Genomic DNA, 22,925 nt, shown 5'->3' on the forward strand with positions numbered 1-22,925 from the left:
CCTTTTTTAAATGGAATGATATTCTTTATATACTTCTTGTTTTTTTACATTTCTCAATTTGGCCACTTCTTTGATTGCCTCTTTGGAACTCCGTCCCTCTTCCTCCATTAAAACTTGCACATGTTCTTTGAGGGAAATAGCTGGCATTGCGGCTATTGTCTCTTTCTCACCAGTAAATCCGCTAACTAATAAACAACACTCGCCTTTTAGCGTATTTTCTGCTAAATATTCTGTTAGTTCTCCTAAGGTACCACGCAAATACTCTTCATGAAGTTTCGTTAATTCCCGACAAATCACAGCGGGGCGTTCTTGACCATAGACTTCAGCAAACGTTGCTACCGTTTTAGCAATCCGATAGGGGGACTCATAAAAAATCTGTGTCGGCCGTTCTTCTTTTAATGCTGATAACACGTCTTTCTGTTCTTTTTTCTTTCTTGGTAAAAAACCATAAAACGTAAATGGCTGTGGTAAAAGACCCGAGGCAATCAAAGCGGTCATTCCTGCCGTAGGTCCTGGCAAGGCAATCACTGCCAGTTCTTCTTCAAGACATGCTGTAACCAATTCATGACCAGGATCACTAATTGAAGGCATACCTGCATCGCTAACTTGGGCAATCGTTTCACCATTCAGCAATCGTGTAATCAGTTGAGGAATTCGCTCTTTGTAATTATGTTCGTGTAAACTAATTTGTGGTGTTGTAATCTCAAAATGATTTAGCAATTTTTGTGTGTTTCTTGTGTCCTCACTAGCAATCACCGTTGCTTCTTTCAATATGTTTAAACAACGAATACTCATATCTTCTAAATTGCCGATCGGTGTTGGGACAAGATACAATTTTCCTTTTGTTGTTTGCTTATCAAAACTTTTCTGTTTTTGCATAGCGCATCCCTCATTTTCCTTTTTCGTTCTATAAATAGATAAAGGTTTGATTTGACAATCGATTGACTGTCAAACCAAACCTTTCCTTTTTATTTGCAGTGTTCCACTAGACTTAACGCGTACGTTCCCCATAAATAACATCAAGACAAAAGGCACATTCTTCATCATTTTCACGTCTTGAACCATATAAAATATTGCAGACATGGAAGCCCTCTTCATAAAGTTTTTCCAAATTCATACGTGATTTTGATAGCTCTTGTTTTTCAGTTTCAGTTGTATTTCCTGCTAACTTATTCAGTTCTTGGAGATGCTCCCGTAAGCGTTGGTTTTCGATTTCCAACGTGGTATTTTTTTCTACCAACTCATGGAGTGCTGCTTTAATTTCTCTTAATTGTGTCACGGAACTGTCTAAATCAGTTTCCAACGAATTTAATCCATCATAGAGCGAACGTTTATCCATTTTGATCACCTTTTTCAGCAGCAACTTTCGCAGTAGCTTCTTTGATTTCTTCGTAATCATAATCCGCTGCGATTTCACGACCATGCAGACGAACTTTGATAATCCGACTTAATAGATTCAACCCGACGACTTTGCCTTTGCCATCTGGTGTTATTACTTCTTTTCCATAATCTGGTAATTCTTTTTTAGCGGCTTCATATTCGTCGTTTTCGTATTTCAAACAACACATTAAGCGGCCACATAATCCCGAAATTTTGACAGGATTTAAAGATAACCCTTGATCTTTAGCCATTTTGATTGAAACTGGCATAAAATCTCCTAGAAATGTTGAGCAACATAGTTGTCTGCCACAAGGGCCAATGCCACCTAATATTTTCGCTTCATCTCGGACACCAATTTGACGTAACTCAATTCGCGTCCGGAAAATAGCCGCTAAGTCTTTGACTAATTCACGAAAATCAATTCGCCCATCTGCCGTAAAGTAAAAAATCATTTTGCTACGATCGAAGGTATATTCTACTCGCACTAATTTCATTTTTAAGTCATGAGCTCGAATTTTTTCATTGGCAATGCTTTTGGCAGCTTCTGCATCAGCCAAATTTTTTTGTTCTTTTTCTAAATCATTGGCTGTTGCTTTATTTAAAATGGGTTTTAGGTCCTCTGGTAAATCGTCTGAATCGACTGTTTTTTTAGGAATAGCAACAGTAGCTAATTGTTTTGACTGTTGAGATTCAACGAGTACTTTCTCATTATAAATATACTCAGATTTTCCAGGAGCAAAATAATAGATATGACCGGCTTCACGGAAGCGAACTCCTACTACTTCTACCATTTTATTCCTCCTAATCTAGTTCAAGTGAACGTCGCTTCAATCGGTTAAGGAACTTGCTGAAACAACTAAGTTCCTACTATATTATGAAACTGAATGCCACTTGGCACTTTTTTCCTTTATGATTTAGGGTGAATCATTTGGATAACTAATTGTTCACAAACATTTTGCCAACTAACATTGGCAGTCCATTTTTGGCGTGCTTTCAAAATTAGCGCCAACCGTTCCGCCTGCTCTTCCGTTACTTTTTTGGCTTGCTGTGTCGCAACACTTTCTTCCAATAATTGACGGTAATAAACCATGAGCAAGTCAAAGCTAAGCGCTTGTTGTTCTTTTTCCTTAAATACTTTGACCATTTTCTTCTGAACGTAGATAAATGCCTGTAAATCATTACTTTTTAGATAATTAAACCATTGCAAAATGATTTCCCTAGCTTCATTAAACCATTCATCTTGAGAGATTTCAACTGCTTTCTCAAAACTATTTGTCAGCTCAGCTAAAAGGGTTGCAGTCTTTTCACCAATCCCCTGTTTGATTAAGCGATCAATTAATGTTTTTTTGACTAATGGTTGAAAATGTAAGGTTTGGCATCGTGATTGAATCGTTGGTAAAATTCGAGAGAGCGAAGTGGTTTCTAAAATAGCTAAAATTTGTCCTTCTGGTTCTTCTAAAAATTTTAAGAGACTATTGGCTGCGCCGGTACTCATTTTATCTGCTTCTTGAATTAAGAAAACTTTTTTAGCAGTCTCGACCCCACTTTTAGAAAACTCCGCTTTTAATTCACGGATTTGGTTCACTTTGATGGTTTGCCCATCTGGCGCAATTCTTAAAACATCTGGATGTTCATTTTCATTAATCCGCACACAATTATGGCATTCGTTACAAGGCTGTTGATTTACTAAATTCGTACAAAAGACATGTTTCGCCATCCATAAGCCAAATTCTTGTTTTCCAGTTCCTGTATCTCCTTCAAAAAGATAAGCATGGGCAAGACGACCATGCTCAAAACTTTTTTGGAGTTGCTTGTACAGCAAAGGTTGCATTTGCTGTAGCTGTTGTGCTTCATTCATCTTAATATTGATGGAATCCTTCAACTGGTAAGACGAAGCAAGTAGCGCCGCCTACTTCAACTTCCACAGGATAAGGAATTTGGCCATCCATTGTGATATCTAAAGTCACAGGTGTTGAAACATATTGTTTTCTTGATTGACATGTTTCTTTAATTAAAGCTAATGTTTCGTCGACACGTTCATCATCAATCCCAATAATAAATGTGCTGTTTCCCGCTTTTAAGAACCCACCTGTTGAGGATAATTTTGTAGCACGAATATTGGCATCAATAAATTCGTTGGCTAATCGGTTACTATCTTTGTCTTGTACAATGGCTAAAATAATCTTCATGGTCTACACCTTCCTATAATTAAAAGTTTTCTGGATAACGTTCAATAATCGCCTGATACGTTGCTTCTACGACAAGTTCTAAACTCATCCGTGCATCAATCTTTTTGATACGTTGTGGATTTTCTTCTGCTAATTTCAAATATTCATGACGAACACGTTGATGAAATTCTAATCCTTCTGAATCTAAGCGATCAATTTGCTGTGTTCGATTTTCTTGAATCCGCCGTAAGCCAGTATCTGAGTCAACGTCTAAATAAATTGTAAAATCTGGTGAGACACCTTCTGTCGCAAACGCATTAATTGAAGCAATGGGGGCAATCCCAATTCTACGCCCAGCGCCTTGGTAGGCTAATGAGCTGTCAACAAAACGATCACATAGGACTAAATGACCTGCTTCCAAAGCTGGCAAGATTTTTTCCACTAAATGTTGACGACGAGCAGCTGCGTAAAGTAAAGCTTCTGTTCGCTCATCCATTCTGTCATTTCTTGGATCTAAAATAACTGTTCGAATCTTTTCGGCAATCGGTATGCCGCCTGGTTCTCTTGTAGTGACAATTTTTCGTTTTGACTCTTTAGCTAATCTTTCAGAAACTTCCTTCAAAACACTGGTTTTACCAGCGCCATCTGGACCTTCAAATGTGATAAAAATACCCTGCACGTGCGAAAACTCCAATCAATTTTTACTTGTATCTATTATACTTCATCTTGCTCTATCAGTCTAATTGAAATCCTTATGTCCTATTTAAAGTGATGCATCCGCTGAAAAAAAGAAACTGAAAAAGAAGTACGGAAAAGCTTGAACTGCGACATTTTCTCACAGAAACGACCTACTTCGATTTCAACTTCTTTTTCCAACGATGTTTCTTTTAAATTTCTCGACGCCCTTCGACTGCTTTTAGCAAGGTTATTTCATCTGCATATTCAATATCGCTGCCGACAGACAAGCCGTGTGCCAAACGAGTAACGGTGATTCCAGCTGGTTTAATGAGCCGTGATAAATACATCGCCGTCGCTTCTCCTTCAGTGGTAGCGTTTGTTGCTATAATGACCTCTTTCACTTCATCATCATGCAATCGTTTGATCAAAGAGGCAATATTAATATCTTCTGGTCCTGTTCCTTCCATCGGTGAAAGCACCCCGTGGAGTACGTGATACAAACCTTGATATTCACGCATTTTTTCCATTGCCATAACGTCTTTTGGTTCTTCCACTACTAAAATAATACTACGGTCACGATTTTTATCTTGGCAAATTTCACAAGGATCTTCTTCAGTAATATTTCCGCAAATACTACAGAAATGGAGATCTCTCTTGACACTAATTAGCGCTTTTGCAAAAGCATTAGCATCTTCTTCTTTCATATCAATTGTATAAAAAGCAAGCCGTGTCGCTGTTTTTTGACCAATTCCTGGTAATTTCATATAACTTTCAATCAATTTTGCAATCGGTTCTGGATAATTCATGAGGCTTCTACAGTCCTTTCTTAGCAAGGCGTTTCTGTTATTACTGAGCGAGTTACAACAGATTTTGCGTCACTGAATATCTTATCACGCCCTGTCAAAAAAGCAACTGACAATTACTGCTTTCTAATACAAAAACAAGTCGTTAGTTACGAGCACTAAACGACTTGTTTTTGTATTAACCAATCCAGGTTTCGTGTGTATAGGCCATTTCCCAAAAAGCGTATTCCATCTCACTGCTGATAACAAAAGCGGTAATCATAGCTGCTTGTTCTTGTGGTGAACTTTCTTCATATAATTGGTCTAACAGTTGGCGTTCCTCTTGGACGTGTTGGTACGCTTCCTCCCCAGCATAGGTTTCAATCCAACGTTGGTACAGTGGCTCTGGTGAGTGTTGTTTGACTAACTGTGCACCAATTTCTTGATAGAGCCAAGAACAAGGCAACATACTTGCTGCGGCCGTCTTAGGCGTTCCTTCAATAAGTTGGCGATACATATGAGAAACATAGTGATAAGCGGTTGGTGCAATCGGTGTCGCTGCAACTTCTTCTTCCGTAATCGCTAGTTCTTCAAAAAAAGTTTCACGAATAGCTAATTCGCCCAACGCGAGATTTTCCGCATTTGTTAAGAGTAATTTTTTCAATCGAGATTGTTGCGTTTGTGCCGCAATCAAGCGATAAAGTTGACTAAAGTGTTTTAAATAGTAATGATCTTGAATTAAATAGTAGCGAAAAATCGTTGGACTCAAGGTTCCTTCATGTAACTCTGTGATAAAAGGATGCTGAAAACTTCCTTGCCAAGAAGCTTGCGCTTGTTCTTTGGCTTGTTCTGTAAATGTCATAGGTTTCTCCTTTACGTTAGAAAAATAAACAAATTTGTAAAAATGATGATCAAAATAGCAAGCCCCATACTGACTTTTGCTGACACAAAATGCTCTTTTCGACTTCTGGTGGCTCCTTCTTCATAGCCATGGGCAGACATTGCTTCCGTATATTTATCTCGCCAAGAAACAGCAACGAGCAGTGTTTTAACATAAAGCATCGGCGACCAAAAATGAAACGTTTTGCCACGGAGTAGGCTTGCTTCTTTTAAATCATTAATTTCTCTTTTCACTTCCGGTAAGGCGTGAACCACCACTAAAATTCCATAAACAAAGTTTGGTGCTAGCCCCTTTTGTTCCAATAACAACAATAATTCTTCAAAATCAACGCCTACAGCAAAAGCTAGTCCTAAACCGGCAAAGGCATACGTTCGACTAAACAAAAGCCAGGCTTGTTGACTACTCGTACCATGCAAATAAATAGACCAAAACGTCCCGATTGCTGGTAAAAGTGGCAAGAAAAATAACCAAAGCAGTAAGCGGGATTTTCGCTGGCCTATTAAAAAAATGACACAACCCATAAAAACCGCCAAATTTGCCAAAATTGACTGAGAAAAAGATAATTCAAAGGTCAAAATAAGAATCAAAGAAGCATAAATTGCTGCATTTGTTTGCTTTATTTGCATGTGGTTCCCTCCTGCCAGATAATCAGTTGTTGCTGCAGCAATTCTATTCGGTAATTGCTCACGCCAGAGAGAGGTTCTAGCCGATGCGTGACGATTAGAAAATCTTGTTGCGCACTTTTTTCTTTGATCCATTCAACAAAATAATTGCATGCTCGCTCATCTAATCCAGCAAAAGGTTCATCTAAAAGTAAACAGTCCAAATCTAAGCTCAGCAAACTAATTAATTGCACCATCTTTTTTTGCCCTTCACTTAGTTGAAAAACACTGTGCTCTAGTTTTTCTTTTAAACCTAAAAAAGTTAAGGCTTCCTCTTGTTTTCTTCTTTTTTCTGCTGTCATGTTCTGACCAAACAAAAGCTCTTCTCGTAAAGTCAACGTGACAAACTGACGATTGGCTTGTTGCACCGCTAATGTCATGTGTTGATACAATTTTTTTGAAGCCCGCAAGCGGCGGCCCGCCAAGAACATTTTTCCTTGATATTTTTGTCTCTGAACGATGGCTTTTAATAAGGTGGATTTCCCCGCCCCATTTGGCCCCGTCAACGTGGTAATTCCTTTAAAAAAAAGCGCTTCTTTTTCTTCAAGTAGCACTCGTTTTCCCTGAGACAAACGAAAATTTTTCAATTGGAGCATTGGTTGTTTTACCACAGAAGTTGTAAGCTGAAATGTCTGCGGTTTTGTTTTGATAAACGTCAACGGTTGCTTTTCAAACTGGCCATTTTTCAACGTGACGACTTGGTCCACAACATCAGCGTAATCGCTGAAATCGTGGTCGCACACCAAAATCGTTTTGCCTGCTTGATGGAGTCTTGCTAAAATTTGAATAAATTGTTTTCGAGAGGTTGGATCAATACTTGCAAAAGGTTCATCTAATAAAAGAATATCTGGGTTCATTGCTAGCAGAACTGTCAACGCCGCTTTTTGTTTTTCACCACCAGATAACGTCGCTAATTCTCGTGTGAATAAGGTTTGAGTCTGAACAAGTTGAAGCGCTGTTTGGATTTTTCGATTCATTTCTTCAGGCGGGATTCCTAGATTTTCTAAAGCAAAAATCAGTTCTCGTTCCAAGGTTTTCATTGTAAATTGTTGACTGGGGTTTTGAAACAGCATGCCAATTTTTTGCGCCTTTTCACGAGTTGATAATTGTCGGCGTTCCATTCCTTCAATCAAAATTTCTCCTTGGTAATCAAGCGGAGCAAATCCGGCAATCAATCGTAAGAGCGTTGATTTTCCACTACCACTATCGCCAATTAATAAGGAAAACGTTCCTTGAGGAATTGCTAAATTTGTCTTTTCAAACAAGGGTTGTTCTCGTGAAAAAGACACAGCTTTTAATTGGATACTATTCATTTTGCCTTCACAGCTAACCCTTGCGCAGACTGATACATTCGTAAAATAACTTTCGTTAAGAAAATACCAAAGAAACAAATAGAAACGAACCGAACGCTAATTAAAGCAATGTTCATCCCCAGACCGTAATTGCCATAACCAAACTTAAAGTATTCATACACATAACTAAAAATAGTCGTCCCAATCGCACTATAAAATAACGTTAGTGTATCGTACCGTTTGTAGCGTGTCACAAAAAAGCCACTTTCACTACCTAGGCCTTGAATCACACCAGAAATTAATACACTAGGTCCGAAATACGAACCATAAAGCATTTCTGCCAAAGCGGCTAAAACTTCCGCCAAAACAGCACTTCCCGCTCGTGGAATCAGCATCGCTGCAATTGGTGCCACCATGGTCCACATTCCAAATAAAAGCTCATTGGCAAATGGACTCAGTCCTAATGGTAACAGCGCAGCATTCAATAACGCATAGAGGAATCCTGCCCCCATAAAAACACCGCCAAACAAAAAGGCTAAAAAAGCGAGTAAGACGACTTGTTGCAATGACCATTTTTTCAATAAAAAAACTCCTTTCTCTTAACAAAAAGCAAAAGGAGTGACTTAAATAAACCCTGATAAAAGAAAACACACTCATCCTAGGACAGAATGAGTGCGTGAAAAATCAAAGTAAATCGGCATTTCCCTGCGACAGTACTAACTGCATCAGGTTCAATGGGTATCATCTCAGCCATAACAGCACCCCAAATGTTTTTTATTAAAATGTACTTTTACTATAGCATAGAATAATTATAAAAACTAGTCTTGGCACTTTTTTCTTTCATCAAAAGCTGAAGAAATCAAACAATTTTGTAAGATAACTGTTAGGCAAATAAATGGTTGGTTTTTCTGGACTTTGTTATATTGTTCTTTATGAAAGAGAGGCGTTTATACTATGGGTAAAACATTAACTGGCTTTCATTTGAAAGTCATTGGGGTTATTTCAATGGTCTTTGACCATCTATTGCAATTTTTTAGTTTTTTAGGCGTGCCTGGTTGGTTCGGATGGATTGGACGAATTGCTGCACCTATTTTCTTATTTGAAAGTTCTGAAGGCTTCATTCACACAAGCAATCGGCGAAAATACATGTTCCGGTTATTGTTAGGCTTCTGGATTATGGGGATTCTGAACGGCATTTTAAATGCGTATTTTTCAACAGGTGGCTTAATTATCAATAATATTTTTGGGACGTTATTTTTAGGTACGGTCTACATGCAGTCTATGGACTATTTTAAACAAAAACAAATTGGTAAAGGGCTTCTTTGGTTTATTGTGCCTTTATTAATCAGTGCTCTACCTCTCGTTGTTTTTAGTTCTCCAGACATATTAAGCAACCCTGCTATCTTAATTGGTTTCCAAATTTTCAATCTGATTGTGCCATCACTAATGATGACAGAAGGTGGGTTTTTATTTGTTCTCTTGGCCGTAGCTTTTTATTTATTCCATGGCAAAAAGTGGTTACAAATTTCAGCAATTGGCGTTGTTGCGTTGATTTCAGCAGCCAGCTATAATTTCCAAGAACTATTCGGGGTGAACCACCAATGGATGATGATTTTAGCAGCGATTCCAATTGTTCTTTATAATGGTGAAAAAGGCCGTGGCATGCGGAATTTCTTTTATATTTTCTATCCAGCTCACATTGCTATTTTTGCAATTATTAGTTTCTTCATGCAACGTTAATTATTTTCTGCTTGACGATTGCCTAAAAACTGTTTACAATGCAACATGTAAACAAATCGTACAGATAACACGCAAGTTGCGTGTCGAGAGAGAGGCGGTTTCTATTCTTATAGAAACTGCTTCTATTTTTTTACGAAAAAATGAAAACTATAGAGGTGATTAAATGGAACAAAAAAACGTACGATTATTCCCTGCCGTTTTAGCGACAGGAATTATGTCTTTTGCTGGCGTATTAATTGAAACAGCAATGAATGTAACCTTTCCGACATTAACAAAGGAATTTGGTGTTTCCACCGGTACCGTGCAGTGGGTGACAACGATTTATTTATTAGTTATTTCTATCATGGTGCCCTTATCCAATTATTTATTAAAAACCTATTCGTTAAGACGCTTATTTATTGTTGCGAATCTTTTCTTTTTGATTGGTTTAGCGATTGATGTCTATTCGCCATCTTTCAGTATCTTGTTATTAGGCCGACTCTTCCAAGGGGCTAGCACTGGGATTGCTTTGCCACTGATGTTTCATATTATTTTGAACTTTACCCCGCTGGAAAAACGAGGAACGATGATGGGGGTAGGCACATTGACCACTTCAATTGCTCCAGCCATTGGTCCAACGTATGGTGGAATCTTAACATCTTCCCTGTCTTGGCACGCCATCTTTTTATTCTTAATTCCTGTTTTACTACTTTCTTTGTTTATGGGATTATCTGCTATTCCAGAAATACCTGTTAAAAAAACCACCACTCTTGATTTGGTTAGTTTAATTGGTATTGCCCTGTTATTTAGTGGTTTGTTGATGTTTTTAAGTAAAATTGGCACATTGTTTGGCTGGCTTTCACTTCTGGCAGCCGTTATTGGCTTTGTTATTTTTTATAAACGAGCAACGACCGCTGAACAGCCACTAGTTCGTTTGACAATTTTAAAAAATCCCGCCTTCGTTTTATTTTTATGTGGCTTTTTAGTTTGTCAATTCTTATTGTTAGGTATTTCCTTTGTCTTACCAAACTTTGTTCAAATCGTCCTTGGAAAAAATGCGTTTGTAGCTGGGCTAGTCATGCTGCCAGGTGCTACAGTCGGGGCCATTTTGGCACCACTTTCTGGACGAGTGTTGGATCAATACGGCGCTAAAAAACCTATATTATTTGGCTTAAGTTTGGCGACAATCGGTTGGCTAGCTTTAACAATTTTACTAGAGATGCCTGTTTTATTAGGATTCGTCGCTGGACATGTTACCTATATGATTGGTCTAGGTTTTGCATACAGTAATATGATGACGACTGGTATGAGCTTGTTAGAGGAGAAAGATTTTGGCGACGGCAATACGTTATTTAATACACTTCAACAATTTTCTGGCGCTATTGCGACGGCCATTGTAGCGACGATTATTAATATCGCTCAAGACCACGCAGATAATTTTGCTCAGGGGACAACGATGGGCTCCCTCATTTCTCTGATTTTCTTGTTAACCTTATTAGTAATTGTTTTAATTGCTTGCTGGAATTATTTCCGCAAAAAAGCTTAAAAAAAGCAGCTGGTCAGTTCCATAGTGACCAGCTGCTTTTTTTAGTTTTCTAAAGATAGTTGTTTTTTTGTTCTTCTTGCTTCCGAATATAAAGTACGAACAAGACAGCAATTAACACGATAAAACCACCAAAAATCGGTGTATATGTTACTGATAAATGATCTGTGACCACCCCACCTGTCATTGAGCCAACGGTAATCCCAATATTAAAGGCTGCAATATTAAAAGCTGAGGCCAAAGTGATATCTTCTGGAACATACTTTTCCGCTAATTCTACAACATATAGTTGTAAACCAGGTACATTCATAAAGGCAAATAGACCCAACATCAAACTTGCTAATAAGCCTAGAAGACTGTTATCCATTAAAACAGTAATAAATAAAAAGACTAAGGACAGAATTAATAAGCTAAACATTTTTACTAACGAATCTAAGGGTTTTTTATTTGCCCAGTGACCACCTACTGTATTGCCAATTGCGACCATTACGCCATAAACAACTAAAATAATCACTACCGCGTTGGCTGAAAAGCCTAAATTTTCCAATAACGGTGACAAGTACGTATATGCAGCAAACGTTCCACCATAACCAAAAGCAGTAATTAGAAAAGATAAAACGAGGGGTTTGTTCGTAAAAATCCGCGTGATTCCTTTTAAGTCAACCTTCCCTGGTATCGGTAAATTTTTGGGAACTAAAAAATAACTAGCAATCAGTCCCACCAAGCCAATACTGGCTATAAAAAGAAAGGACATATGCCAAGCTGTTTGTTGCCCAATAAACGTCCCTAAAGGTACGCCAGTCACTGTTGCAACCGTTAAGCCCGTAAACATAATAGCAATGGCACTGGCTCGACGTGACGGCGGCACAACATCTGCGGCGATGACAGTCGAAATAGACATGAAAATACCATGCGCCAATGCAGAAAGTATCCGCCCTATCAATAAAATAATAAACGTTGGCGCAAATGCAGCAATTAAATTCCCACTAATGAAAAGAATCATAATCCCTAGCATTAATGAGCGACGATTCCATTTTCCTGTCAAAATTGTTAATAACGGCGCCCCAATCGTCACACCTAAAGCGTATAAAGAAACAGTCAAACCTGCTTGGGAAAGACTAATATGAAAACTTTTAACAATCATTGGTAATAAACCCACACTAATAAATTCTGTTGAACCGATTGCGAAAGCATTGATAGCTAATGCAAAGAGCGTTAAATTTGGTGAAATTTTCTTTTCCATTCTCTTCCTCCTAAAAAACATTTGAATTTCAACAAAAATTACTATATACTAAGATTGAAATTTTGATAAGTACCTACTTTTTTGTATCATAGGTACCTTTTAGTAACTTTTGTTTATTATCAACCTATTAAGGAGGAATGTTTTTTGGAAACTCGTACATATGCGATTGGTGTCGAAGCAACGATGGATGTTATTGGCGGTAAATGGAAACCAATTATTCTGTGTAATTTACGGCACGGCGCCATGCGCCCCAGCGATTTAAAACGCGGCATTACTGGCATTAGTCAAAAAATGCTGACACAACAATTACGGGAACTCGAAGAAGACAACATTATCGAGCGGAAAGTTTACAACCAAGTTCCACCAAAAGTCGAATATTATTTAAGCGATTATGGTCAAAGCCTCTCTGCTGTCTTAGATAACTTATGTAATTGGGGAGAATCCCACGTGGCTCATTTGCAAGAACAAGGCCAAGAAATTTATTTAAAATGTGAAGATTAGTGAATAAAACGTTTATAAACTATATCAAAAAAGAGCTTTAAGCTATTTAAGAGCCTGGGGAAAAATCTAAAATGATTTTTCCCCAGGCTCTTCTTATGCTTTAATAACTTGAATATCTTGCGTTAATTGGGCCCAATGATTAGTGGGTCCGTGGCCATGTCCAACAGAAATTGCTTGGCTAATGGCCCCTTGTATAAACTGTTTGCCAATCACAATCGCCGCTTCTAACGGCGTACCTTTTGCTAATTCGGCTGCGATACACGCTGAAAAAGTATCTCCTGTTCCATGAGTATTTTTCGTTACAATTCGTGGTGCACTTAGCCAAAAGCTCGAACCGTCTTCCATTAACACATAATCAGCCGCTTGTTGATTTGTGCTATGTCCGCCTTTCATAATAATATTTTTTGTGCCCAATTGTTGTAATTTTTTTGCTGCGGTCTGCATTTCTTGCTCTGTCTTGATGGTCGTCTCTAGTAAAACTTCCGCTTCTGGTAAATTAGGTGTCACGACCGTTGCTAGTGGCAACAGTTGCTCTTTAATTGTTTGAACTGCCTCGGCTTCTAACAAATGATGTCCACCTTTAGCCACCATTACAGGATCGACAATCAACGGACCAAAATCAACTTTCTGTAAATTACGAACGACAGCTTCGACACGCTCACTATCTGCTAACATCCCCGTTTTCGCTGCCCCAATTTTAAAATCAGCCGCCAGTGATTGAAATTGTGCATCAATAAATGAACTAGGAATCGGTAAGCTATCTTGTACGCCATACGTATTTTGTGCCGTCAATGCAATGACAATATTTAAGCCAAATGCCTGCCGTGCTTGAAATGTTTTTAAATCTGCTTGCATGCCAGCTCCCCCACCAGAATCAGAACCAGCAATCGTGACTACTTGTGGTGTCAAATTATATTCGGTCATTTTCTCGCCTCCAACATTCGCTCCGTTACACGCATCAACCCTTGAACTTTCTCGGTTATCTGTTCAGCCAGCATAATTTCACTGACCAGTGAAACACCAGCCACTCCCGTTCCCATAAGTTGTTCTATATTTTCTTCTTTGATTCCACCAATCGCTACAACAGGAATCGTGACTGCTGCGGCAATTTCAGAAAGTGTCTGCAAAGAAGTTAACGGACTGTCCTTAGTCGTTGTGGGGAAAATTGCGCCCACGCCTAAATAATCGGCGCCCTCGTTTTCCGCTTCAACTCCTCGTGCCACCGTTTTGGCTGAAACACCTACGATTTTTGTGGACCCAACCAGTTTTCGCACAAGAGCAACCGGTAATTCATCATCCCCTATATGCACACCTGCTGCATCCACTGCCAAGCAAATATCGACACGATCATTAATAATCAACGGAATCTGATACGCATCTGTTACCGCTTTAACTTTCACTGCTAATTCGTAAAAGCGCCGTGTTGACACTTCCTTTTCGCGCAATTGGACCAATGTTACTCCACTGCGACAAGCAGTTTCAATTCGGTTTAAAAATTTAGTATCACTAAAATCATACCGGCCTGTCACCAAATAAACTTTCAATTGCTCTCTCATAGCACTCGTCCTTTCACCGCCTCAAACCAATCCTTCTCCTTCATTAAAAGAGATAACTGATTTAACGTATTTTGGCGAAAATCGGCCAGCCCTTGGCTCTTAGTCTTGGCTTTTTCTCCGCAAAGATTAAAATAGCTCACTGCGGCTACTGCCGCAGTCATTGGCGCGTTGCCTTCACCTAATAAAGCGGCAACTAATGCGCCGACTAAATCGCCCGTGCCAGTGAAACAATCCAACTCAGGAACGCCATTTTGTAAGACAATCACTTGCTCTTGGCTAACCAAAACATCTTGAATCCCTGTTGCTAAAAATACCGTCTGGGGAAACTTTTGTGTTTGTTGACGTAAAGCTTGAATCAGCTCGTCAATTGCTTCTTCACTTTGATCCAAATGGCTGCCATCCACTCCTCGGCCATGACTCACCAACTGGCAAAAAGTCCGCATTTCTGAAAGATTCCCTTTCACAACGGTTGGCTGATTGTGCACCAGCTTTTCCCCAACTTCATTTCGAATATCACTGGCGCCATAACCGACTAAATCGACTACGGTCGGTTTACTCACTTGCCGAGCATAATCACTAGCTGCTAACAAGCTCTGCTCTCGTTCTTGTGATAAATGGCCTAGATTCAAAACCAAGGCACTGGTTTGATGAAACAACTGCGGAAATTCCCGTGGATCATCTGCCATAATGGGCTTAGCATCAATATAAAGTAATGCATTCGCCATAGATTCACACGTAATTTCATTCGTAATGCACTGAATTAATGGTGCCGTTGTCAGTGGAAAAATCGTTTCAAACTTAACGCTTGTTTTCATAAAAGTACCCTCCCAAAAATAATTCCTGTGTTTGTTTAAATACCCGAGTTTCTTTCAGTTTTACTAAGACAAGCCAAGCAATCACTGAACCAATCAGTGTGGCACCAATAAATCGTGGTGTATAAATGAACCAATAAAAATTCTGCTTACTGCCAGTAAACCAAACCATTACAGGATAGGACAATAACGAGCCAATGATGCCTGTACCAAAAATTTCCCCTAGCATCGACCAGCCTAATTTTTGTCCCCATTGATAAAATAAACCAGCAAAAAATGCGCCAAAGACGGCACCTGTTAACGCTAATGGCGGAATACCTAAGAATGTCATACGGATCAAGCCGCAGACAAGTGCCATGAGCGTTCCATAAAGAGGACCTAATAAAACTCCGGCAATAATGTTCATGACACTGGACATAGGAGCCATTCCCTCAATTCGCATTAACGGCGATAATACGACATCCATCGCAATCATTAAAGCCAGTAACGTAACTCTGTGGATTCGATTTTTTTCCACGTAAAAAAACTCCTTTCTGCGAGAAGCAAAAGGAGGCGCGACTGAAAAAGACAGAAAAACCCAACCACAAATAAACGTAGTTGGGTGCAATAATCGGTCAAAATTTCAAGACATTTCCCTGCGCCAGTCCTAACTGTTTCAGGTTCCATGGGTATAATCTCAGCTAATAGCACCCCAAATGTTTCTCTTCAATTGGCTTTAGTATAGCATAGTTTTTTGGAAGCGACTACTAAAATTGCCAAAGAGTTTTCCCACAAAAACAGAAAAAACGTCATGCCCAAAAAGTTCGATTTTTTGGGCATGATGTTTTTCATACTTTCGTTTGTCTTATTTTTTAGAATCCTGGCATTCCTTTGGTATATTTACCTAAAGTTGCTTCGGTTTCTTTTTCAATTTTTACTAACGCATCGTTGACAGCCATAATGACTAAATCTTGTAACATATCAACGTCTTCAGGATCAACCACGTCTTCTTTAATGATCAAATCTTTCATTGTGCGATCACCAGTAAATGTCGCTGTCACAAGTTGATTGGTGGCTTCACCGATAAATTCTTTTTCATTTAGCGCTTCTTGCGCTTTGGCCATTTCTTTTTGCATTTTTTGTACTTGTTTCATCATGCCTTGCATGTTGCCCATTCCTCGCATCATAATTCCTCGACTCCTTCATATTAATCATCTAGTACTTCGACAAGCTCTTCACCAAACATAGCGATTGCTTCATCTACTACTGGATTTTCTTGTGAATGTTCATTTGTTACAGGCGGTTCGTCCGCTAGACGAGCCATTTCATTTTCAGGTTCAGAATGATTCAAACTGCCCTGATTTTGGTTAATAAAACTTTGTCTTAGTTTTGGCCAGCTTTCTCTAGTAATGCAGACCATCTCTGGTGTATAGTCCATCAAACGGCTTAAATTATTATTGAAAGCTAACTGCATCTCTTCATCGTCTGTTGCACGAGCACAAACAATCTCATAGTCAAATGCCACCACGATGCCCTTAGGACTCGCTGCGACAGGTTCACTAGCTTTGAGCATCGCTCGTTGAGTCACAGATAATGTTTGCAGTAAGTCTTCCCAGACATTTTTCACATTCATTAAATGTGTTCTAGTCGCTTCGTTTAGGACTTGATATACGCGTTCTGTGGGTACACGGAACGAACTTTTTGGCGCTTGTGGTCGTGCTTGTTGACGTGGCGCATCTGCTTCTTTGGCAGCTACACCGTGTTTCTTTAATTCAGCCAGTTCTTTCTTCAGTTGCCCGATTTGATTTTGTAAATCTGCTAATTCTGGATTTCCCTCTGCACTACCATCTTGATTAGCTGTTTCTGGCGTGTTGTGTTTATTGGGTTGCACCGTTTTAGCTAATTTGACAGTGGCTACTTCCAGATAGATATTCGCATTGTTGGTAAAGCGGATCTCATTTTGTGTGTCACTTAAAATTTGGATTAGTTGGTAGATTTTTTCAGCAGGTGTTTGTGTAGCTAGTTCCTTAAATGCTTCTGTCAAAGTGCCTGCTTTTTCTGCTAATAACTTCGGTGCTTGCTGATACATCAGCAAATCTCGACAATATAATAACAAATCTTCTAAGAAACGGCGCGCTTCTTTGCCTTCGCCTAAAATACTTTCCAAACCTTCTAATGCTCGTTCAACATCACCGGCGACACAACACTGAATATAATGATCCATCATTTCATAGGTTAGGCTGCCTGTCACTTGCATTGCATCTTCCAGTGTTACTTTTTCATCACTAAATGAAATCGTTTGATCCAAGATACTCAAGGCATCTCGCATCCCACCTTCCGCAGCACGCCCAATCACATAAAGGGCTTGTTCCTCATAATCGAGAGCCATTTCCTGCATGATATGGGCCATATGATCGACGATATCTTGCGTACTAATTCGCTTAAAATCAAAGCGTTGCGTCCGTGAGATAATCGTTAACGGAATCTTGTGTGGTTCAGTCGTTGCTAAGATAAAAATAACATTTTGTGGCGGTTCTTCCAAGGTTTTTAAAAGTGCATTGAACGCGCCTGTTGATAGCATATGAACTTCATCAATAATATAAACTTTGTACTCGGCTTGTGTCGGTGCATACTTTGCTTTATCACGAATATCACGGATTTCTTCCACGCCATTATTACTCGCCGCATCAATTTCAATGACATCATTTAAACGACCTTCCGTAATGGCTACACAGGTTTCACAAACATTACAAGGTTCACCATCTTGACTATGTTTACAGTTAATCGCTTTAGCGAAAATTTTTGCGGCACTGGTTTTACCTGTACCACGAGGGCCAGTAAATAAATAGGCATGAGATGTTTTCTTTTGCACTATCGCATTTTTCAGTGTCTGAGTAATTGCTTTTTGTCCTACTACGTCATCGAAACGTTGTGAACGCCAGACCCGATAAAGTGCTTGATAAGCCATTTTTTACCCTCCCTTATTTTTCATTCTTATCTATTATACGTGATTTTTAGTCATTCGGCATCTTTTTTCTTTTAATGAGTCACTGGCGCAACCATTGCTAAAAAAGCCGCTTTTCCTTCACTTGTTTCTGCAAACGCACTGGCTTCTTTTAATCGCTGTTGATACGCTGAAGCGACAGTTTCAAGTGCCTGCGTTTTCTGGTTGTTCCAAGTCGTTAAACCTTGGACTTCTGCTAACGTTAACGAAGGCTTTGCTTGAGGTCGACTAAAAATTAAGTCCATGACATATAAAAGTTCTTTTCGTCGGGCAACGATTTGTATCTCATCCGTTGGCAGTTTTAGCATTTGCCATTGCTCAAAAATATCATTTGCGGCTTGGGCAACTTCTGACGCATTCGGTCCCTCTAGGCGAAATGTCGCAACTGGCCAATTCACCATTCCTGCGTTGATTAAAGGATAGTTAGCTAACTCAACATATTCTGAAATGCTCGCTTCGGCTAATGGAAATTGTTGCAAACCCGTTTGATAATAGACATGCTCATTTTGTTCAAAGTCAGCATCAATCCCAGCAAAATAATGAGGAAAGACCTCAACAATTTTCAACAATTGCTGAAAAGTCTTAATTGAACGTTTCGCTGACTGATGTTTTTCAAACGCAATCACACCTTGTTGCTGATATTGTGCCTGTTTTACAAAGGAAAACCCCCAGCTTTCGCCATCTAAGTTCATTCGAATCACTCGATGGTTCGTAGTCGCAGGAAATTGCTGACTTCCCTGGTAGCCTTCTGTTGCCATGCACCATTCACAGCGGGGATAGCTTTGTGCAGAGAGCGTTGCTTTTGACGCCTCACTGTGGACCTTATTTGCTAAAAAATCACCATAGACTGTTGAAAAAACAACAGGTTCTTCCTGTTCAATGACCGTACCGTTTTTTTGACAAAGTTGGTAAAAATACTCGGTAGCCTCTTGTGGCTCTTTGGCATAATGTTGTGCAAAAAAAGCATTAACCACAGAAGGTGGCGGTGTTAACAAATCCATCAATTGCACCATGAACTGTTCTTTTTGTTGCTCTGTTTTTACAAGTTGGTTGGCACTCGCAACTTGACACAATTGTTCCGCCAAATCAGCGGCGGGTGTTGCCACAGGCCGTATGTCTACTTCGCCTAATTCTTGTTCACCAATCATTGATAATAAACGGTTCTGAAGATATAAGCGATCCAATTCCATCCAACCACCTGCTTGAATAGCAAGTGTGGTAAAATCGGCAATCATTTGACTCGTGGTCATCGATTCATTCCTCCTATTACTTTTCTTGATATCCATGTGGATGAGCTTGATGCCATTGCCAAGCGGTGGCGATAATATCCTTGACCTCAGTTACTTCTGGTTGCCAGCCTAAAACTCGTTTGGCTTTTTCACTAGAAGCAATTAACGTACTAGGATCCCCTGCTCGGCGTGGCGCGATTGTCGCAGGAATTTCTTGACCTGTCACTTCGCGAGCAGCATCTAACATTTCTTTAACAGAATAGCCGTTGTTGCTTCCCAGGTTAAAGACGTCACTTTCGCCGCCATTTTTCAAATATTCTAAAGCCAAAATATGTGCTGCAATCAAGTCTTCAATATAAACATAATCTCGAATGCACGTGCCATCTGGTGTATCATAATCATCCCCAAAAATACTTAGCTCTGCTCGTTGGCCTAATGCCACTTGTAAAATAATTGGCACAATATGCGTTTCTGGCGTGTGATCCTCACCAATTGAGGCATCTTTTTTTGCTCCTGCAACATTAAAATAACGCAAAGCAACATATTTCATTCCATAAGCGTTGTCGCACCATTTCATGATTTTTTCCATCATTAATTTACTTTCCCCATACGGATTTTTAGGATTCGTTGGGGTTTCTTCTGTAATAGGCATTGCTTTTGGTTCGCCATAAGTGGCCGCTGTGGAAGAAAAAACAATGTGTTTCACTCCGAATTCTTGCATGACTTCCAAGGCAATTTGAGTGCCGTGAACATTGTTATTGAAATACATTAACGGTTTCTCCACGGATTCTCCTACTAAAGAATTGGCCGCAAAGTGCAACACCCCTTCAATTGATTCCTTTTCAAAGACACTACGTAAAAAAGCTTTATCACGAATATCGCCTTCATAGAAAGTCGCTTGTTCATGAACTGCTGAACGATGCCCCGTTAATAAATTATCAACAACCACAACGGCATATCCTTTTGAAATTAATTGATCGACGGCATGTGAGCCGATGTAGCCTGCGCCACCTAATACTAAAATAGACATAAATACGCTCCTTTTTCTCTCTAATTTCTTTTTCTATTGTACCATTAAATAAGGTTTACTTCTGAATTATTTCATTTTGTAAACAGGATTTAATTTGGCCATTTCTCCTTATTCATTTTTCCTATCAAAATACAGAAAAGACTTGGTAAATTTTAACAAATCTCTAAATTAGTCGTAGAGTTTATGAAAAATCATTGTAACTATTGGATTTTTTTGCTTTTTTCCGTCATAATAGAAACAAATACAATTTGAAAGAAGGAATGAACGATGAAAAAATTTGTATCAGGTATGTTAGTCGGTACTGCTATCACAGTTGCTGCTTTAGCCGGTGTGGCTACAACTATTAAAAAAACAGTCATTGATCCAATTGAAGAAAAAGAAGATATGATTGAAGAAAACCGTAAAAAAGCGATGCGTAAACGTATTGCACGTTAAAAAATAGCTGTGACGTTGAGATAAAAAATCTAACGGCAAGAAATCAACAGGAGCGCTTCTGGCTCTGTTGATTCTCTTAAGCATAACAAGTGGTCATCCATCGCTTTGATGGATGACCACTTGTTATGCTTTCTTTTTTACCAAAGGAGCTGACTATTTTTCTTAACTATTAAAAATAGTGGCAGCAATCCGATCCATATCACGCATATTCCAAGGATCCACACCAGGACGAGCTGCAGCGGCTGTTAACCAATGAATACCTTCTGTTGGAATACCACAACTAAAAAGGCCTGTCGCCACCTGTCCACCTTTTGTGATGACTTGATTCGTGGCAGGCACAATCAAGAGTGCGCCTGTTTTGACTATTTGACCATCAGCTAATGCCAGTTGATGGAGCGTAGCTAGCTTATCGGCTAACAACTGCCTCGTTAAAGGATTCAAACTTTTTTCATTATTAACTTTGGGAATGCGTGCTTCAATTAAAAAGTGACTATTATACCGATTTTCCGGAAACAAATTAGCATAAGTAATAAATTGACCCGCTTTCATTTCGACACGCATTTCTGGCCCCAGAATCGTGACTAATCCCAGTTCAACTAACGCCTGTAGCTCTTCTGTTCTTTCAACAGAAGGTCCCACTGACAAAAAGGTATTCAACGGGGTAAACCAATGCCACAACCACTTTTGACTCTCGTCATTCGTTAATAACCCCTCATCCAAAACAAAGCGAATCTGATCTCTTAAATCTTTTAAACTGTCTAAAGCAGTGGTCAAAGGACCGCTAAGATTGCCTTTCTCTGCTTCTTGAATATCCCATTTTAAATACTCTAGTAAAAACGAACGAAAACTTTCATGAGTGGTTTTCTTTGTTTCAGGATGTTCTAACGCTTGCCAATCAAACCAATCTTGTTTTTCAAAGTGGGCTAAGCTTTCCGGCGCTCCCTTGGTTTGAATAAACAGCTGTTGAAAGGCCTCTTTAGAAAGATGCGGATATTTTTCTTCGATTAAGCAAGTGTAATACACATATTCCACTTCTTTTTTTAAATACCCAAAAAACTCTGCGCCTGTAACCTGTCCTTTTTTACGACATTCAGCTAAATACGTTTCGGTTAAAAAAACAGGCTGATAGGCTTCCCCGTAGCCTTTTTGATTAATCCCTCGAGGATGAGAAGGAAAACCGCGACCAGAACCAGCAATAATAATAGGCTCTCTTCCAGAAGTTTCATAACGTAAGCGGCCATTTTGACGAGAAAAAACACCCCCGCGGCCAATCGTCAAGGCAGATAAATAGTCAAAAAATGCCAAACCTAAGCCTTTTAACACAACGGGTTGTTTTGCAGGTATATTGGCAAGTGCCAATAAAGCATCCGCCGCATTTTTAGGAGAAGAATAAAACAAACGATGCTCCTTGGCGTAGTCCGCCAGCTCTTGTTCAACAGTCGTTAATTCATTTTCTTGGTGACCCAAAGCTAAAATTACTTTGTCTGCCGTAAACTCAATGGATTGAGTATACACATAATAGTTATCCTCTCCTGCCCGCACAGCAGTTACTGGCTCTTTAAAAAACGTCAGCGATGTTTGTTCGTTACACCTCGTGGCTAAATACGTATAAAACCATTTTTGGTACATGCCATAAAAAGCCCTCGAGCAGTGATCATTCGGTCCAAGGCGATGACATTCTTTCAACAACTCAAGATAATTATAGGGTTGTTGCTGTTGAATGTACTGCGCAGCTTCTGTTTGGGTCCATTCATAGAGAGTGGGGCCCTTGACAATTGGTCCTTCGCCACTAAAAGATTCATCTGTAAATAAAGTGACTTGACTAATCACGGTGTTCATTAATAAATAATTAGGTTGCTCTGCTCGCCAAATTTTCCCACCTGGACCGTATGGATCAAACAACGTGAGCTGAACATTTATTTCCGTTTTACGAGCCCATTCAATGACTCGTTCTGCAGCTGATAAGCCTCTGGGTCCAGCACCTACAATTGCAATTTTCATCCAATCACCT

Annotated in this window: 25 protein-coding genes and 2 riboswitches; of the genes, 4 read left to right on the forward strand and 21 right to left on the reverse strand. The window is 39.4% G+C overall.

Annotated features, from left to right (window positions below):
• Positions 1-6: 6 nt before the first annotated feature.
• The 11 genes from rsmI to IGJ37_RS10605 all read right to left on the reverse strand — a co-directional run bounded on the left by rsmI (position 7) and on the right by IGJ37_RS10605 (position 8,444).
• Positions 7-879, reverse strand: a complete 873-nt coding sequence (gene rsmI / locus IGJ37_RS10555; protein WP_002359438.1) for a 16S rRNA (cytidine(1402)-2'-O)-methyltransferase — start codon at positions 877-879, stop codon at positions 7-9.
• Positions 880-991: 112 nt separating this feature from the next.
• The gene (locus tag IGJ37_RS10560) at positions 992-1,339 is read right to left on the reverse strand and encodes a DNA replication initiation control protein YabA (protein ID WP_002356372.1); all 348 of its coding nucleotides are present in this window, start codon (positions 1,337-1,339) and stop codon (positions 992-994) included.
• Positions 1,332-2,171, reverse strand: coding sequence for a PSP1 domain-containing protein (locus tag IGJ37_RS10565; protein WP_252671543.1), 840 nt, complete (start codon positions 2,169-2,171; stop codon positions 1,332-1,334). The genes IGJ37_RS10560 and IGJ37_RS10565 overlap by 8 nt, the downstream gene beginning before the upstream one ends.
• Before the next feature lie 116 nt (positions 2,172-2,287).
• Positions 2,288-3,238, reverse strand: coding sequence for a DNA polymerase III subunit delta' (gene holB / locus IGJ37_RS10570; RefSeq protein ID WP_002384059.1), 951 nt, complete (start codon positions 3,236-3,238; stop codon positions 2,288-2,290).
• Between the two features lies 1 nt (position 3,239).
• On the reverse strand, positions 3,240-3,569 hold the full coding sequence (locus IGJ37_RS10575) for a cyclic-di-AMP receptor (protein WP_002356367.1): 330 nt from the start codon (positions 3,567-3,569) through the stop codon (positions 3,240-3,242).
• Positions 3,570-3,588: 19 nt separating this feature from the next.
• Positions 3,589-4,227, reverse strand: coding sequence for a dTMP kinase (tmk, locus tag IGJ37_RS10580; protein ID WP_002356366.1), 639 nt, complete (start codon positions 4,225-4,227; stop codon positions 3,589-3,591).
• 208 nt (positions 4,228-4,435) lie between these two features.
• Complete coding sequence (gene recR / locus IGJ37_RS10585; RefSeq protein WP_002356363.1) at positions 4,436-5,032, reverse strand: recombination mediator RecR; 597 nt, start codon at positions 5,030-5,032, stop codon at positions 4,436-4,438.
• Between the two features lie 175 nt (positions 5,033-5,207).
• Positions 5,208-5,870: a thiaminase II gene (gene tenA, locus IGJ37_RS10590; RefSeq protein WP_252671542.1), complete on the reverse strand. Its 663-nt coding sequence runs from the start codon at positions 5,868-5,870 to the stop codon at positions 5,208-5,210.
• An 11-nt stretch (positions 5,871-5,881) separates the two neighbouring features.
• A complete protein-coding gene (locus tag IGJ37_RS10595) occupies positions 5,882-6,535 on the reverse strand; it encodes a CbiQ family ECF transporter T component (protein ID WP_325815109.1) in 654 nt (217 codons plus the stop codon).
• Entirely contained in the window at positions 6,526-7,884 is a 1,359-nt protein-coding gene (locus IGJ37_RS10600) for an ABC transporter ATP-binding protein (RefSeq protein WP_002392851.1), read from the reverse strand. The genes IGJ37_RS10595 and IGJ37_RS10600 overlap by 10 nt, the downstream gene beginning before the upstream one ends.
• Complete coding sequence (locus tag IGJ37_RS10605) at positions 7,881-8,444, reverse strand: ECF transporter S component (protein WP_002359429.1); 564 nt, start codon at positions 8,442-8,444, stop codon at positions 7,881-7,883. The genes IGJ37_RS10600 and IGJ37_RS10605 overlap by 4 nt, the downstream gene beginning before the upstream one ends.
• A 104-nt stretch (positions 8,445-8,548) precedes the next feature.
• Positions 8,549-8,639, reverse strand: a riboswitch (TPP riboswitch).
• 178 nt (positions 8,640-8,817) lie between these two features.
• On the opposite strand from IGJ37_RS10605, the gene IGJ37_RS10610 reads away from it, so the two are divergent.
• Together IGJ37_RS10610 and IGJ37_RS10615 are read left to right on the forward strand one after the other, a co-directional pair.
• Positions 8,818-9,603, forward strand: a complete 786-nt coding sequence (locus tag IGJ37_RS10610; RefSeq protein ID WP_002356353.1) for a TraX family protein — start codon at positions 8,818-8,820, stop codon at positions 9,601-9,603.
• 163 nt (positions 9,604-9,766) lie between these two features.
• On the forward strand, positions 9,767-11,128 hold the full coding sequence (locus IGJ37_RS10615; protein ID WP_002362334.1) for an MFS transporter: 1,362 nt from the start codon (positions 9,767-9,769) through the stop codon (positions 11,126-11,128).
• Between the two features lie 49 nt (positions 11,129-11,177).
• Here IGJ37_RS10615 and IGJ37_RS10620 read toward each other — a convergent pair whose 3' ends face one another.
• Positions 11,178-12,368 (reverse strand): MFS transporter, encoded by a 1,191-nt coding sequence (locus IGJ37_RS10620; RefSeq protein WP_325815110.1) that lies wholly within the window; start codon positions 12,366-12,368, stop codon positions 11,178-11,180.
• Between the two features lie 144 nt (positions 12,369-12,512).
• Between IGJ37_RS10620 and IGJ37_RS10625 the strand changes: the two genes are divergently transcribed.
• Complete coding sequence (locus IGJ37_RS10625; protein WP_002356348.1) at positions 12,513-12,869, forward strand: winged helix-turn-helix transcriptional regulator; 357 nt, start codon at positions 12,513-12,515, stop codon at positions 12,867-12,869.
• Between the two features lie 93 nt (positions 12,870-12,962).
• Here IGJ37_RS10625 and thiD read toward each other — a convergent pair whose 3' ends face one another.
• From thiD to galE, 8 genes are all read right to left on the reverse strand, one after another.
• The gene (thiD, locus tag IGJ37_RS10630; protein ID WP_002362487.1) at positions 12,963-13,793 is read right to left on the reverse strand and encodes a bifunctional hydroxymethylpyrimidine kinase/phosphomethylpyrimidine kinase; all 831 of its coding nucleotides are present in this window, start codon (positions 13,791-13,793) and stop codon (positions 12,963-12,965) included.
• Entirely contained in the window at positions 13,790-14,425 is a 636-nt protein-coding gene (gene thiE / locus IGJ37_RS10635; RefSeq protein ID WP_002359423.1) for a thiamine phosphate synthase, read from the reverse strand. Before thiE ends, thiD begins: the two co-directional genes overlap by 4 nt.
• Positions 14,422-15,240, reverse strand: a complete 819-nt coding sequence (locus IGJ37_RS10640; RefSeq protein ID WP_325815111.1) for a hydroxyethylthiazole kinase — start codon at positions 15,238-15,240, stop codon at positions 14,422-14,424. The genes thiE and IGJ37_RS10640 overlap by 4 nt, the downstream gene beginning before the upstream one ends.
• Positions 15,224-15,712 carry an energy coupling factor transporter S component ThiW gene (gene thiW / locus IGJ37_RS10645; RefSeq protein WP_002356342.1) on the reverse strand — a complete coding sequence of 163 codons (489 nt, stop codon included), beginning with the start codon at positions 15,710-15,712 and terminating at the stop codon, positions 15,224-15,226. The genes IGJ37_RS10640 and thiW overlap by 17 nt, the downstream gene beginning before the upstream one ends.
• 140 nt (positions 15,713-15,852) lie before the next feature.
• Positions 15,853-15,941, reverse strand: a riboswitch (TPP riboswitch).
• Positions 15,942-16,088: 147 nt separating this feature from the next.
• Positions 16,089-16,403 carry a YbaB/EbfC family nucleoid-associated protein gene (locus IGJ37_RS10650; protein WP_002384048.1) on the reverse strand — a complete coding sequence of 105 codons (315 nt, stop codon included), beginning with the start codon at positions 16,401-16,403 and terminating at the stop codon, positions 16,089-16,091.
• A gap of 20 nt (positions 16,404-16,423) precedes the next feature.
• Positions 16,424-18,184: a DNA polymerase III subunit gamma/tau gene (gene dnaX / locus IGJ37_RS10655; RefSeq protein ID WP_002356340.1), complete on the reverse strand. Its 1,761-nt coding sequence runs from the start codon at positions 18,182-18,184 to the stop codon at positions 16,424-16,426.
• Positions 18,185-18,255: 71 nt separating this feature from the next.
• Positions 18,256-19,506, reverse strand: a complete 1,251-nt coding sequence (locus IGJ37_RS10660) for a UDP-glucose--hexose-1-phosphate uridylyltransferase (RefSeq protein ID WP_002380784.1) — start codon at positions 19,504-19,506, stop codon at positions 18,256-18,258.
• Positions 19,487-20,479 carry a UDP-glucose 4-epimerase GalE gene (gene galE, locus IGJ37_RS10665; protein ID WP_002388439.1) on the reverse strand — a complete coding sequence of 331 codons (993 nt, stop codon included), beginning with the start codon at positions 20,477-20,479 and terminating at the stop codon, positions 19,487-19,489. Before galE ends, IGJ37_RS10660 begins: the two co-directional genes overlap by 20 nt.
• A gap of 267 nt (positions 20,480-20,746) precedes the next feature.
• Here galE and IGJ37_RS10670 point away from each other — a divergent pair, with 267 nt between their 5' ends.
• Positions 20,747-20,914 (forward strand): DUF3042 family protein, encoded by a 168-nt coding sequence (locus tag IGJ37_RS10670; protein ID WP_002356337.1) that lies wholly within the window; start codon positions 20,747-20,749, stop codon positions 20,912-20,914.
• 162 nt (positions 20,915-21,076) lie between these two features.
• On the opposite strand, the gene IGJ37_RS10675 is transcribed toward IGJ37_RS10670, so the two are convergent.
• Complete coding sequence (locus IGJ37_RS10675) at positions 21,077-22,915, reverse strand: FAD/NAD(P)-binding protein (protein ID WP_016615804.1); 1,839 nt, start codon at positions 22,913-22,915, stop codon at positions 21,077-21,079.
• Positions 22,916-22,925: the final 10 nt, after the last annotated feature.

Source organism: Enterococcus sp. AZ104 (genome assembly GCF_050546705.1).
GTDB classification, from domain to species: Bacteria; Bacillota; Bacilli; order Lactobacillales; family Enterococcaceae; genus Enterococcus; species Enterococcus faecalis.

Bases quoted from the DNA above. Each gene is read 5' to 3' on its own strand.
- thiW (WP_002356342.1), bottom strand. From the start codon at position 15,712: ATGATTGCGATGGATGTCGTATTATCGCCGTTAATGCGAATTGAGGGA.
- IGJ37_RS10595 (WP_325815109.1), bottom strand. From the start codon at position 6,535: ATGCAAATAAAGCAAACAAATGCAGCAATTTATGCTTCTTTGATTCTT.
- dnaX (WP_002356340.1), bottom strand. From the start codon at position 18,184: ATGGCTTATCAAGCACTTTATCGGGTCTGGCGTTCACAACGTTTCGAT.
- IGJ37_RS10660 (WP_002380784.1), bottom strand. From the start codon at position 19,506: ATGGATATCAAGAAAAGTAATAGGAGGAATGAATCGATGACCACGAGT.
- IGJ37_RS10565 (WP_252671543.1), bottom strand. From the start codon at position 2,171: ATGGTAGAAGTAGTAGGAGTTCGCTTCCGTGAAGCCGGTCATATCTAT.
- IGJ37_RS10615 (WP_002362334.1), top strand. From the start codon at position 9,767: ATGGAACAAAAAAACGTACGATTATTCCCTGCCGTTTTAGCGACAGGA.
- IGJ37_RS10620 (WP_325815110.1), bottom strand. From the start codon at position 12,368: ATGGAAAAGAAAATTTCACCAAATTTAACGCTCTTTGCATTAGCTATC.
- recR (WP_002356363.1), bottom strand. From the start codon at position 5,032: ATGAATTATCCAGAACCGATTGCAAAATTGATTGAAAGTTATATGAAA.
- IGJ37_RS10600 (WP_002392851.1), bottom strand. From the start codon at position 7,884: ATGAATAGTATCCAATTAAAAGCTGTGTCTTTTTCACGAGAACAACCC.
- IGJ37_RS10650 (WP_002384048.1), bottom strand. From the start codon at position 16,403: ATGATGCGAGGAATGGGCAACATGCAAGGCATGATGAAACAAGTACAA.
- IGJ37_RS10640 (WP_325815111.1), bottom strand. From the start codon at position 15,240: ATGAAAACAAGCGTTAAGTTTGAAACGATTTTTCCACTGACAACGGCA.
- tenA (WP_252671542.1), bottom strand. From the start codon at position 5,870: ATGACATTTACAGAACAAGCCAAAGAACAAGCGCAAGCTTCTTGGCAA.
- thiD (WP_002362487.1), bottom strand. From the start codon at position 13,793: ATGACCGAATATAATTTGACACCACAAGTAGTCACGATTGCTGGTTCT.
- galE (WP_002388439.1), bottom strand. From the start codon at position 20,479: ATGTCTATTTTAGTATTAGGTGGCGCAGGCTACATCGGCTCACATGCC.
- IGJ37_RS10675 (WP_016615804.1), bottom strand. From the start codon at position 22,915: ATGAAAATTGCAATTGTAGGTGCTGGACCCAGAGGCTTATCAGCTGCA.
- thiE (WP_002359423.1), bottom strand. From the start codon at position 14,425: ATGAGAGAGCAATTGAAAGTTTATTTGGTGACAGGCCGGTATGATTTT.
- IGJ37_RS10560 (WP_002356372.1), bottom strand. From the start codon at position 1,339: ATGGATAAACGTTCGCTCTATGATGGATTAAATTCGTTGGAAACTGAT.
- IGJ37_RS10575 (WP_002356367.1), bottom strand. From the start codon at position 3,569: ATGAAGATTATTTTAGCCATTGTACAAGACAAAGATAGTAACCGATTA.
- IGJ37_RS10610 (WP_002356353.1), top strand. From the start codon at position 8,818: ATGGGTAAAACATTAACTGGCTTTCATTTGAAAGTCATTGGGGTTATT.
- holB (WP_002384059.1), bottom strand. From the start codon at position 3,238: ATGAATGAAGCACAACAGCTACAGCAAATGCAACCTTTGCTGTACAAG.
- IGJ37_RS10670 (WP_002356337.1), top strand. From the start codon at position 20,747: ATGAAAAAATTTGTATCAGGTATGTTAGTCGGTACTGCTATCACAGTT.
- rsmI (WP_002359438.1), bottom strand. From the start codon at position 879: ATGCAAAAACAGAAAAGTTTTGATAAGCAAACAACAAAAGGAAAATTG.